This window comes from Enterobacter sp. QK-SA4 (assembly GCF_056856775.1).
This window is the reverse complement of sequence record NZ_JBXFXH010000007.1, coordinates 70,311-82,075: the sequence shown is the minus strand read 5'-3', so window position 1 is coordinate 82,075 and position 11,765 is coordinate 70,311. Positions and strand designations below refer to the sequence as shown.

At 56.2% G+C, this 11,765-nt stretch carries 12 protein-coding genes; 9 read left to right on the top strand and 3 right to left on the bottom strand.

Features of this window, described 5'->3' with window-relative positions:
- Nucleotides 1-2: 2 nt before the first annotated feature.
- Nucleotides 3-1,163 carry a cystathionine gamma-synthase gene (metB, locus tag AC1VYI_RS01910; protein ID WP_134867014.1) on the bottom strand — a complete coding sequence of 387 codons (1,161 nt, stop codon included), beginning with the start codon at nucleotides 1,161-1,163 and terminating at the stop codon, nucleotides 3-5.
- 276 nt (nucleotides 1,164-1,439) lie between these two features.
- Between metB and metJ the strand changes: the two genes are divergently transcribed.
- Nucleotides 1,440-1,757, top strand: coding sequence for a met regulon transcriptional regulator MetJ (metJ, locus tag AC1VYI_RS01905; protein ID WP_007369220.1), 318 nt, complete (start codon nucleotides 1,440-1,442; stop codon nucleotides 1,755-1,757).
- 47 nt (nucleotides 1,758-1,804) lie between these two features.
- Here the strand turns inward: metJ and rpmE are convergent, their stop codons facing one another.
- Nucleotides 1,805-2,017 carry a 50S ribosomal protein L31 gene (gene rpmE / locus AC1VYI_RS01900; RefSeq protein WP_003862040.1) on the bottom strand — a complete coding sequence of 71 codons (213 nt, stop codon included), beginning with the start codon at nucleotides 2,015-2,017 and terminating at the stop codon, nucleotides 1,805-1,807.
- Between the two features lie 200 nt (nucleotides 2,018-2,217).
- On the opposite strand from rpmE, the gene priA reads away from it, so the two are divergent.
- The 7 genes from priA to rraA all read left to right on the top strand — a co-directional run bounded on the left by priA (nucleotide 2,218) and on the right by rraA (nucleotide 10,183).
- A complete protein-coding gene (priA, locus tag AC1VYI_RS01895; RefSeq protein WP_047743338.1) occupies nucleotides 2,218-4,413 on the top strand; it encodes a primosomal protein N' in 2,196 nt (731 codons plus the stop codon).
- Between the two features lie 119 nt (nucleotides 4,414-4,532).
- Nucleotides 4,533-5,558 carry a DNA-binding transcriptional regulator CytR gene (gene cytR, locus AC1VYI_RS01890; RefSeq protein ID WP_023309683.1) on the top strand — a complete coding sequence of 342 codons (1,026 nt, stop codon included), beginning with the start codon at nucleotides 4,533-4,535 and terminating at the stop codon, nucleotides 5,556-5,558.
- A gap of 93 nt (nucleotides 5,559-5,651) precedes the next feature.
- On the top strand, nucleotides 5,652-6,647 hold the full coding sequence (ftsN, locus tag AC1VYI_RS01885; protein ID WP_226484431.1) for a cell division protein FtsN: 996 nt from the start codon (nucleotides 5,652-5,654) through the stop codon (nucleotides 6,645-6,647).
- 94 nt (nucleotides 6,648-6,741) lie between these two features.
- The gene (gene hslV, locus AC1VYI_RS01880; RefSeq protein ID WP_008501802.1) at nucleotides 6,742-7,272 is read left to right on the top strand and encodes an ATP-dependent protease subunit HslV; all 531 of its coding nucleotides are present in this window, start codon (nucleotides 6,742-6,744) and stop codon (nucleotides 7,270-7,272) included.
- Nucleotides 7,273-7,281: 9 nt separating this feature from the next.
- Nucleotides 7,282-8,616 (top strand): HslU--HslV peptidase ATPase subunit, encoded by a 1,335-nt coding sequence (gene hslU / locus AC1VYI_RS01875; protein WP_023309685.1) that lies wholly within the window; start codon nucleotides 7,282-7,284, stop codon nucleotides 8,614-8,616.
- A 68-nt stretch (nucleotides 8,617-8,684) separates the two neighbouring features.
- Nucleotides 8,685-9,605 (top strand): 1,4-dihydroxy-2-naphthoate polyprenyltransferase, encoded by a 921-nt coding sequence (menA, locus tag AC1VYI_RS01870; RefSeq protein WP_023309686.1) that lies wholly within the window; start codon nucleotides 8,685-8,687, stop codon nucleotides 9,603-9,605.
- A gap of 92 nt (nucleotides 9,606-9,697) precedes the next feature.
- On the top strand, nucleotides 9,698-10,183 hold the full coding sequence (gene rraA, locus AC1VYI_RS01865; RefSeq protein ID WP_023309687.1) for a ribonuclease E activity regulator RraA: 486 nt from the start codon (nucleotides 9,698-9,700) through the stop codon (nucleotides 10,181-10,183).
- Nucleotides 10,184-10,266: 83 nt separating this feature from the next.
- On the opposite strand, the gene zapB is transcribed toward rraA, so the two are convergent.
- Nucleotides 10,267-10,506 carry a septal ring assembly protein ZapB gene (gene zapB / locus AC1VYI_RS01860; RefSeq protein WP_010436935.1) on the bottom strand — a complete coding sequence of 80 codons (240 nt, stop codon included), beginning with the start codon at nucleotides 10,504-10,506 and terminating at the stop codon, nucleotides 10,267-10,269.
- Nucleotides 10,507-10,905: 399 nt separating this feature from the next.
- On the opposite strand from zapB, the gene AC1VYI_RS01855 reads away from it, so the two are divergent.
- Nucleotides 10,906-11,751, top strand: coding sequence for an MIP/aquaporin family protein (locus tag AC1VYI_RS01855; protein ID WP_014885705.1), 846 nt, complete (start codon nucleotides 10,906-10,908; stop codon nucleotides 11,749-11,751).
- Nucleotides 11,752-11,765: the final 14 nt, after the last annotated feature.

Here is an 11,765-nt window from a genome sequence, read left to right as displayed (position 1 = left end):
GATTACCCCTTGGCTGCGACCCGGAAGCCATTTTCCAGATCGGCAATTAAATCTTCAGAATCTTCAATGCCGGTTGAGATACGCAGCAGCGTCTCGGAAATTCCGGCGGCGGCACGAGCTTCCGGTGCCATACCTGCGTGCGTCATGGTCGCGGCGTGGGAGATCAAGCTTTCAACCCCACCTAAGGATTCCGCCAGCGTAAACAATGACAGCCCGCTCAGGAAGCGACGCAGCGTTTGCTCGTCACCGTCCAGTTCAAAACTTAACATCGCGCCAAACCCTTTCTGCTGACGCGCGGCAATCTCGTGCCCCTGATTTTCCGGCAGCGACGGGTGATAGAGCTTCTTCACCAGCGGCTGGGTTTTCAGGAAATCGACAATCGCCTGGGCATTGCGCTGCGCCAAGTCCATGCGCGGCGACAGCGTGCGGATGCCGCGCAACAGCAGATAGCTGTCGAAGGCCCCCGCGGTGACGCCAATATTATTGGCCCACCATGCCAGTTCGGTGACAACGTCGGGATCTTTAGCAATCACCACGCCCGCCACCACATCAGAATGGCCGTTCAGATATTTAGTGCATGAATGCAATACCAGATCGGCACCCAGTGCGAGTGGGTTCTGAAGGGCCGGACTGAGGAACGTATTATCCACTACACTTATCGCTCCCGCATCCCTTGCGAGCTGACAAATTTTCGCAATATCGACAACGCGCAACAACGGATTGCTTGGACTTTCCACCAGAACCAGCTTCGGCTTCTCTGCCAGGGCCTGTTTCAGCGCCTTTTCATCGTTTTGATCGACAAACAGCACGCGATAGCAGCCGCGTTTCGCCAGGCTGTCAAACAGACGATAGCTGCCGCCGTAGCAGTCGTGCGGCGCGACCAGCAGATCGCCCGGCTTCAGGAACACCGTGGTCACCAGGTGAATGGCGGACATCCCCGTATTGGTTAATACTGCACCTGCGCCACCTTCCAGCTCGGCCAGCGCGCGCTGGGTCACGTCACGCGTAGGGTTGCCACGACGCGAATAATCATGCGCGCGGGGTTCATTAAATCCGGTGAAGTTATAAGTACTGGAAAGATGAATCGGCGGGACAACGCAGCCGTACTGCTCGTCATCATTTAATCCGCTACGCACTGCAATAGTGGCCTGTTTACGCGTCATGGTGAGGGCTTCCTGGCGAATGAGGTGAAAAGTCAGGCACCAGAGTAAACATTGAAAGTATGGACGTCAATACATCTGGACATCTAAACTTCTTTGCGTATAGATTGAGCAATGCGCAAATAGCCGTTAAAATTATATGCTTTAGTGCACGCTGCAGCGGCAATATCCGTGCCACGGTATCGTCTCTACGGTAAACTAGACAAGATTGCGGTTCAAAACGGGTGGTTACAGGTTTTGCACCTTTAAATAAATGACTGAGAGGATTAAAGGTATCTCATGGCTGAATGGAGCGGCGAATATATCAGCCCATACGCTGAGCACGGTAAGAAGAGTGAGCAAGTAAAGAAAATTACGGTTTCCATTCCTCTGAAGGTGTTGAAGATCCTCACCGATGAACGTACGCGTCGTCAGGTGAACAACCTGCGCCACGCGACCAACAGCGAACTGCTGTGCGAAGCGTTTCTGCATGCGTTTACCGGTCAACCGTTGCCGAACGATGAAGATCTGCGCAAAGAGCGCAGTGATGAAATCCCGGAAGAGGCGAAGGTGATCATGCGTGAACTGGGTATTGACCCGGATACGTGGGAATACTGAGAAGCGGATACAAAAAAGGCACCTTGCGGTGCCTTTTTTCGGGAAACTTATTTAGCGCCCGGGATGCTGAAACGCTTGTTGAAGCGGTCAACACGGCCACCGGTTGCAACGTCACGCTGCTTACCAGTGTAGAACGGGTGGCATTTGCCGCACACGTCCAGGTTCAGATCGTGACCCACGGTAGAGCGGATCTGGATAGAGTTACCGCAAGAACAGTTTGCAGTAATCATTTCGTATTTCGGGTGAATATCTTTTTTCATGGGAGAACCTCAGTTAAGGCCGCGTCGCTCTTCCAGCCCTAACGCCAGACACCACGCGATGTTGATTGTAAGTTCTTTGGCGTAAAGTACACCAAAGGCGGCGAATCATACAGAATTTGACCAACGTATGCAAACTGATCCGCACGCCGCTTTTACTAATGTGTATACTAACGCGCCACTTTTCAAGTCAGGAAGATTCGATGCCCGTCGCTCACGTTGCCCTGCCCGTTCCGCTTCCCCGCACCTTTGACTACCTGCTGCCCGACAGCATGAGCGCCAAAGCGGGCTGCCGCGTGACCGTGCCGTTTGGCAAACAGCAGCGCGTGGGGATCGTCGTCTCCGTCAGCGATAAAAGCGAATTGCCGCTTAACGAGCTGAAGTCGGTCGTTGAGGTGCTGGACAGCGAGCCGGTTTACTCTACCAGCACCTGGCGACTGCTGCTGTGGGCGGCGGATTATTATCATCACCCGATTGGCGACGTCCTGTTCCATGCCCTGCCAATTATGCTGCGTCAGGGCAAGAGCGCCAGCCACGCGCCGATGTGGTACTGGTTTGCCACCGAGCAGGGCCAGGCGGTGGATATCAACAGCCTGAAGCGATCGCAGAAACAGCAGCAGGCGCTGGCGGCGCTGCGTCAGGGAAAAATCTGGCGACATCAGGTCGACGAGCTTGAGGTCAGCGAAACGGCGCTACAGGCCTTAAGAAAGAAAGGACTGAGCGAACTGGCCAGCGAAGCTCCCGCTCTTTACGACTGGCGGGAGAGTTTCTCCGTTTCAGGGGATCGCCTGCGTCTGAATACCGAGCAGGCCACCGCAGTGGGCGCGATTCATAGCGCCTCCGATCATTTTTCTGCCTGGCTGCTGGCGGGAGTCACCGGTTCCGGCAAGACCGAAGTCTACCTGAGCGTGCTGGAAAACGTGCTCGCGCAGGGCAAACAGGCGCTGGTGATGGTGCCGGAAATTGGCCTGACGCCGCAAACCATCGCCCGATTCCGCGAGCGCTTTAACGCGCCGGTTGAGGTGCTGCACTCCGGCCTGAACGACAGCGAACGCCTCAGCGCCTGGCTGAAAGCGAAAAACGGCGAAGCGGCGATTGTGATCGGCACCCGCTCGTCGCTGTTTACGCCGTTTAAAAATCTTGGCGTTATCGTGATCGACGAAGAGCACGACAGCTCCTATAAACAGCAGGAAGGCTGGCGCTATCACGCCCGCGACCTGGCGGTTTATCGCGCGCACAGTGAGCAGATCCCTATTATTCTCGGCTCCGCCACGCCGGCGCTTGAAACGCTGCACAACGTGCGCCAGCGTAAATACCATATGCTGCGCCTGACGCGTCGGGCGGGGAATGCCCGCCCGGCCATTCAGCACGTGCTGGATCTGAAAGGCCAGCAGGTTCAGGCCGGGCTTGCGCCGGCATTGATTACCCGCATGCGCCAGCACTTGCAGGCGGGGAACCAGGTCATTCTGTTTCTCAACCGCCGCGGATTTGCCCCCGCACTGCTGTGCCACGACTGCGGCTGGATTGCCGAGTGTCCGCGCTGCGACCACTACTACACCTTCCATCAGGCCCAGCGGCATTTGCGCTGCCACCACTGCGACAGCCAGCGCCCGGTGCCGCGCCAGTGCCCGTCATGTGGCTCAACGCATATCGTGCCGGTCGGTCTGGGGACGGAACAGCTGGAACAGGCGCTTGGCCCCTTCTTCCCGGACGTGCCGATTTCTCGTATCGACCGGGACACCACCAGCCGCAAGGGCGCGCTGGAACAGCAGCTGGCGGAAGTGCATCGCGGCGGCGCACGCATTCTGATTGGTACGCAGATGCTGGCCAAAGGCCACCACTTCCCGGACGTGACGCTGGTTGCCCTGCTGGACGTAGACGGCGCGCTGTTTTCGGCAGATTTCCGCTCAGCCGAGCGCTTCGCCCAGCTTTATACCCAGGTGGCAGGGCGTGCCGGTCGCGCCGGTAAACAGGGCGAAGTGGTGCTGCAAACGCACCACCCTGAGCATCCGCTGCTGCAAACCCTGCTGCATAAAGGCTATGACGCCTTTGCCGAACAGGCGCTGGCCGAACGCCAGACCATGCAGCTGCCGCCGTGGACCAGCCACGTCATCATCCGCGCGGAAGATCACAACAACCAACAGGCGCCGCTTTTCCTGCAGCAGCTGAGAAATCTCCTGCAGGCCAGCCCGCTGGTGGATAATCAGCTGTGGATCCTGGGCCCGGTGCCGGCACTCGCACCAAAGCGCGGCGGGCGTTTTCGCTGGCAAATCTTACTTCAGCACCCCTCGCGCATTCGTCTTCAGCACATCGTCAGCGGCACGCTGGCGCTCATCAACACGCTGCCGGAAGCGCGAAAAGTGAAGTGGGTACTGGACGTCGACCCCATCGAAGGCTGAAGACGGATCGAAAAATTTAACGCTCCTCACACTTTTTATGAAAATTCTGTAACCGATTCCATTAACTATCTGTAAAAATGGTGATGTCAGAAGTTCGGTGTTCAGGCGAGGAGAAGACGTTGAAGTCCAGGAAAGAGGTTGCACCGGCGACCATGAAAGACGTTGCCCAGAAAGCACAAGTCTCTACGGCAACCGTGTCCCGCGCATTAATGAACCCGGATAAAGTCTCCCAGGCGACCCGTAACCGGGTAGAGCAGGCTGCGCTTGAAGTGGGCTATTTCCCACAGGCGATGGGGCGTAACGTCAAACGCAATGAGTCGCGCACCATTCTGGTGATTGTGCCGGACATCTGTGACCCCTTCTTCAGCGAGATTATCCGCGGTATTGAAGTCACCGCAGCGGAACAGGGTTACCTGGTGCTGATTGGCGACTGTGCTCATCAGAACCAGCAGGAAAAAACCTTCATCGATCTCATTATCACCAAGCAGATCGACGGCATGCTGCTGCTTGGCTCTCGCCTGCCGTTTGATGCCAGCATTGAAGAGCAGCGTAATTTACCGCCGATGGTGATGGCCAACGAGTTTGCGCCGGAGCTGGAGCTGCCGACGGTCCACATTGATAACCTCACCGCCGCGTTCAACGCCGTAAACTATCTCCAGGAACTGGGGCACAAGCGCATTGGCTGTATTGCCGGGCCGGAAGAGATGCCGCTGTGTCACTATCGCTTACAGGGCTACGTTCAGGCGCTGCGCCGTACCGGCGTCACCGTCGATCCGCACTACATTGCGCGCGGTGACTTTACCTTCGCCGCGGGTGGACAAGCGCTGGAGAAACTTCTGGACCTGCCTGAACCGCCAACCGCCGTATTTTGTCACAGCGACGTGATGGCGCTGGGCGCATTATCGTACGCCAAACGCCGCGGCCTGCGGATACCGAAAGATTTATCGATCATCGGATTCGACAATATTTCGCTTTCAGAATTTTGCGATCCGCCGCTCTCAACGGTCGCTCAGCCGCGCTACCAAATCGGCCGCGAAGCGATGCTGCTTCTGCTGGATCAGCTTCACGGTCAAACAGTTAGCAGCGGCTCGCGGTTGCTGGACTGTGAACTGATTGTCCGCGGCACTACCCAGGCATTGACTTAAAGTAAACGTCTTTCGGATACCCTTATCTGGTCAAAGCCCCGCCGCTTAAGTAACATGGCGGACTGACGAACGAATAAATACAGCGAAACGATAGTGGCACAACGAGATTATGTACGTCGCGGCCAGCCGGCACCTTCGCGACGCAAAAAGAGTAGCTCAAGGAAAAAGCAACGTAACCTGCCTGCTGTCTCGCCAGCAATGGTCGCTATTGCTGCGGCTGTAGTCGTCGCCTTTATTGGTGGCCTGTACTTTATCACGCACCATAAAAAAGAAGAGTCTGAGGCGCTTCAGGCCAGTAAAGTTGCCGGAAACGGCCTTCCTCCGAAGCCTGAAGAACGCTGGCGCTATATCAAAGAGCTGGAAAGCCGTCAGCCCGGGGTGCGTGCGCCAACCGAACCTTCTGCGGGTGGTGAAGTGCAGAATGCGAATCAGCTGACGGATGAACAGCGTCAGCTGCTGGCCCAAATGCAGGCCGATATGCGCCAGCAGCCTACGCAGCTGAACGAAGTACCGTGGAATGAGCAGACGCCGGCACAGCGCCAGCAAACGCTGCAGCGACGTCAGGCGCAACAGCAGATCCAGCAGCAACAACAGCAGCAGTGGGCGCAAACCCAGCCGGTGCAGCAGCCGAAAGCACAGCCGCGGGTAACGGAACAGCCATACCAGCAGCAGACGCGTACGGCGCAGTCTCAGCCTGTCCAGCAGCAGCCGAAAACGCAGCCGCCGAAACAGGCCGCTCAGCCGTATCAGGATCTGCTCCAGACGCCAGCGCATACCACCGCGCAGCAGCCGAAAACGCAGCAGGCCGCGCCGGTGACCAAAGAGACCGAAGCGCCGAAGCAGACGGCAGAGAAAAAAGACGAGCGCCGCTGGATGGTGCAGTGCGGTTCGTTCAAAGGCGCAGAGCAGGCGGAAACGGTGCGCGCGCAACTGGCCTTTGAAGGGTTTGATTCGCGTATTACCACCAATAACGGCTGGAATCGCGTGGTGATTGGGCCGGTCAAAGGCAAAGAAAACGCCGATGGCACCATTTCGCGTCTGAAAATCGCCGGCCACACAAACTGCATTCGACTCGCTTCCGGGGGTTGAAACCCCCAAAATCCCCCCCATCTATCATTTAATTCAGCCCTGAGCACAGGCTCAGGGCTTCTGTTTCCCGATTCTGTAACCAGGGGGTCTGCTCGTGACAACAATAGTAAGTGTACGCCGTAACGGCCATGTGGTAATCGCCGGTGATGGCCAGGCCACGCTGGGTAATACCGTCATGAAAGGCAACGTGAAGAAAGTGCGCCGTCTCTACAACGACAAAGTGATCGCCGGTTTTGCTGGCGGCACGGCGGACGCCTTCACGCTGTTTGAACTGTTTGAACGCAAACTGGAAATGCACCAGGGTCATCTGGTGAAAGCTGCCGTTGAGCTGGCGAAAGACTGGCGTACCGACCGCATGCTGCGCAAGCTCGAAGCGCTGCTGGCCGTGGCCGATGAAACCGCCTCGCTGATCATCACCGGTAACGGTGACGTCATTCAGCCGGAAAATGACCTGATTGCTATCGGCTCTGGCGGCCCTTATGCCCAGGCTGCAGCCCGCGCGCTGTTGGAGAATACCGACATGAACGCGCGTGATATCGCGGTGAAGGCGTTGGATATTGCAGGCGATATCTGCATTTATACCAACCACAACCACACCATCGAAGAATTGACCTCCAAAGCGTAAGGATCTCCCATGTCTGAAATGACCCCACGCGAAATTGTCAGCGAACTGAACAAACACATTATCGGCCAGGATAACGCCAAGCGTTCCGTGGCTATTGCTCTGCGTAACCGCTGGCGTCGTATGCAGCTTGACGAAGAGCTGCGCCACGAAGTGACGCCAAAAAACATTCTGATGATCGGCCCGACCGGCGTCGGTAAAACCGAAATTGCCCGTCGTCTGGCGAAGCTGGCTAACGCGCCGTTCATCAAAGTTGAAGCCACCAAGTTCACCGAAGTGGGCTATGTGGGTAAAGAAGTGGACTCCATCATCCGCGATCTGACCGACTCGGCGATCAAGATGGTGCGCGTCCAGGCGATCGAGAAAAACCGCTATCGCGCGGAAGAGATGGCCGAGGAGCGCATTCTCGACGTGCTGATCCCACCGGCAAAAAACAACTGGGGCCAGGCAGAGCAGCAGGCGGAACCGTCCGCTGCGCGCCAGGCGTTCCGCAAAAAACTGCGTGAAGGCCAGCTGGACGACAAAGAGATTGAGATCGATCTCGCTGCCGCGCCAATGGGTGTGGAAATCATGGCGCCTCCGGGCATGGAAGAGATGACCAGCCAGCTGCAGTCCATGTTCCAGAACCTGGGCGGCCAGAAGCAGAAAGCGCGTAAGCTGAAAATTAAAGACGCGATGAAGCTGCTGATTGAAGAAGAAGCGGCGAAGCTGGTGAACCCGGAAGAGCTGAAGCAGGACGCTATCGACGCGGTTGAGCAGCACGGTATCGTGTTTATCGACGAAATCGACAAAATTTGTAAGCGCGGCGGCAACAGCTCTGGACCGGACGTGTCCCGCGAAGGCGTTCAGCGCGACCTGCTGCCGCTGGTTGAAGGCTGCACCGTCTCCACCAAGCACGGCATGGTGAAAACGGACCACATCCTGTTTATCGCTTCCGGTGCGTTCCAGGTTGCGAGCCCGTCGGATCTGATCCCCGAACTGCAGGGGCGTCTGCCTATCCGCGTTGAGCTGCAGGCGCTGACCACCGAAGATTTCGAACGTATCCTGACCGAGCCAAACGCCTCTGCTACCGTACAGTACAAAGCGCTGATGGCGACCGAAGGCGTGAACCTCGAGTTCACCGAAGACGGTATCAAGCGTATTGCCCAGGCCGCATGGCAGGTCAACGAAACCACCGAGAACATCGGTGCGCGTCGCCTGCATACCGTGCTGGAACGCCTGGTTGAAGATATCTCTTACGACGCGAGCGACCTTAACGGTCAAACCGTTACCATTGACGCAGAATATGTGAGTAAACATCTGGATGCGTTAGTGGCAGATGAAGATCTGAGCCGTTTTATCCTATAATCGCGGTTACTGGATTCTCATCACGTTTAATGGGGGCTAATGCCCCCATTTTTATTGGCTAAATACTTATGACTGACATCAGCCGTACTCAGGCGTGGCTCGAAAGTCTGCGCCCTAAAACGCTTCCTCTGGCCTTTGCCGCAATTATCGTCGGCACCGCCCTTGCCTGGTGGCAGGGTTATTTTGATCCGCTGGTCGCCGCGCTGGCACTGATTACCGCCGGCCTGCTGCAAATTCTCTCTAATCTTGCCAACGACTACGGCGACGCGGTAAAAGGCAGCGACAAGCCGGACCGCATAGGGCCACTGCGCGGAATGCAGAAAGGGGTGATTACCCAGGCGCAGATGAAACGCGCGCTGATTATCACCGTAGCGCTGATCTGCGTATCCGGCCTGGCGCTGGTGACGGTGGCGTCTAAGACCACCAGCGATTTCATTGGCTTCCTGGTGCTGGGCTTACTGGCCATTATCGCGGCCATCACCTACACCGTCGGCACGCGTCCTTACGGTTATATTGGGCTCGGGGATATCTCCGTACTGGTGTTCTTCGGCTGGCTGAGCGTGATGGGAAGCTGGTACCTGCAGGCGCATACGGTGATCCCTGCCCTGTTCCTGCCCGCGACCGCCTGCGGCCTGCTGGCGACGGCGGTGCTCAACATCAACAACCTGCGCGACATCGACAGCGATCGCGAGAACGGCAAAAATACCCTGGCGGTTCGTCTGGGGCCGGTCAATGCGCGCCGCTATCACGCCTGTCTGCTCATTGGCGCGCTGGTTTGCCTGGCGCTGTTTAACCTGATTTCCTTGCAGAGCCTGTGGGGCTGGCTGTTTGTGCTTGCCGCGCCGCTGCTGATTAAGCAGGCCCGCTTTGTGATGCGTGAACTCAGCCCGTCCGCCATGCCGCCAATGCTGGAACGTACGGTAAAAGGCGCGTTGCTGACTAACCTGTTGTTCGTCATCGGGATTGTTTTAAGCCAGACGCTGCGTTAGCTGACAAATATCAATTAACAATTGATGATTTTGCCAACAACGCATTTCGCACGATATACTGAACACATTCGCAGCAACTGAGCGTTAAACCTATGAAATACGATACCTCCGAGCTTTGTGACATCTACCAGGAAGATGTCAACGTCGTTGAACCGCTGTTCTCCAACTTTGGTGGGAGGTCGTCGTTTGGCGGTCAAATCGTCACGGTGAAATGTTTCGAGGACAACGGGTTGCTGTACGATCTGCTCGAACAGAATGGACGCGGCCGCGTTCTTGTGGTCGACGGCGGCGGTTCCGTGCGCCGTGCATTAATAGATGCTGAGCTGGCCGGCATTGCCGTTCAGAATGAGTGGGAAGGCCTTGTGGTGTACGGTTCCGTACGTCAGGTGGACGATCTGGAAGACCTGGATATCGGGATTCAGGCCATCGCGGCCATACCGGTAGGGGCGGCAGGTGACGGCATCGGCGAAAGCGACGTGCGCGTCAATTTCGGCGGCGTGACCTTCTTCTCCGGGGATCATCTCTACGCCGATAATACCGGCATTATCCTTTCCGAAGATCCGCTGGATATCGAGTAGTAAAAAGTCAGCGAGAACCATAAAAAAGCCGGGTGGCGGCGACGCCTTACCCGGCTTATTTCATCTGTATTTCCCGAGAGAAATTAAACTTCTTCCATACGTCCCAGCAGCGCCTGCAGGCGATCCTGCCAGCCGTTCTGCTGTTCACGCAGCTGGTTGTTTTCGCGCTCCAGCTCTTCGCGGCCGTGCTGAGCGTTCTGAACTTCCTGCGCCAGGCTGTTGTTCTTTTCTTTCAGCTCTTCAATTTCCATCTGCAGCAGGGTGATGGTGTCAATCGCCTGCTGTACTTTCGATTCCAGTTTCTCAAACACTTCTAAAGACATGATGCTACCTCTCCTGAATTGCAAGGCGACGCTTTAACATAAACGCGCACGACATATACCGTCGATTGTATGGAGCGCGGCGCTCTGTGTCCAGCGACACACCGCGCAGATCGCGGTTTGCAACACTTTTAGGTCTGGTCCTGGTGTGTTCGCGTCATATACCCCTAAATTGTTAACTGATTCGTTAATGAAATGATTCAGCTCACATTCCTGTACTGATGCAAAAATGTGCTTTATGGCGCGAAAACGCTCATTTTATTGACACAGACCACACATTTTGATTTCGATATTTCTCGTTTTTGCTCGTTAACGATAAATTAACACTATGTCTACAGGGCATCGTGGCTGTCACGGGCGGCCATGCTAACAATAAACATCAATTTCTTCAGGATTCCGATTATGAGTCAGACATCAACCTTAAAAGGCCAGTGCATTGCCGAGTTCCTTGGTACCGGGTTGTTGATATTCTTCGGAGTGGGCTGTGTTGCTGCACTGAAAGTGGCGGGTGCCAGTTTTGGTCAGTGGGAAATCAGTATCATCTGGGGTCTGGGCGTGGCGATGGCCATCTACCTGACTGCAGGGGTTTCTGGTGCACATCTTAACCCGGCGGTGACAATCGCACTGTGGCTGTTCGCGTGCTTTGACGGACGCAAAGTTGTTCCTTTCATTCTTTCTCAGTTTGCCGGCGCGTTTTGCGCAGCGGCGTTAGTTTACGGGCTTTATTACAATCTTTTCATCGACTTCGAACAGACGCATCATATGGTACGCGGCAGCGTCGAAAGTCTGGATCTGGCAGGCATCTTCTCAACCTACCCTAACCCGCATATCAATTTTGTGCAGGCGTTCGCAGTTGAAATGGTGATTACCGCTATTCTGATGGGCGTTATCCTGGCGCTGACCGACGACGGAAACGGCATTCCGCGCGGCCCGCTGGCACCCCTGCTGATTGGTTTGCTGATTGCGGTGATTGGCGCATCCATGGGCCCGCTGACCGGCTTCGCGATGAACCCGGCACGTGATATCGGACCAAAAGCCTTCGCCTTTATCGCCGGCTGGGGCGACGTCGCTTTCACCGGTGGCAAAGACATTCCTTACTTCCTGGTACCGCTGTTTGCGCCGGTTGTCGGGGCTGCGCTGGGTGCGTTTAGCTACCGCAAATTAATTGGTCGCCACTTACCGTGCGACACCTGTGTGGAAGAGGAGAAGGAAACGACTTCTACCGCACAACAAAAAGCTTCGCTGTAATCTGACTACGGGAC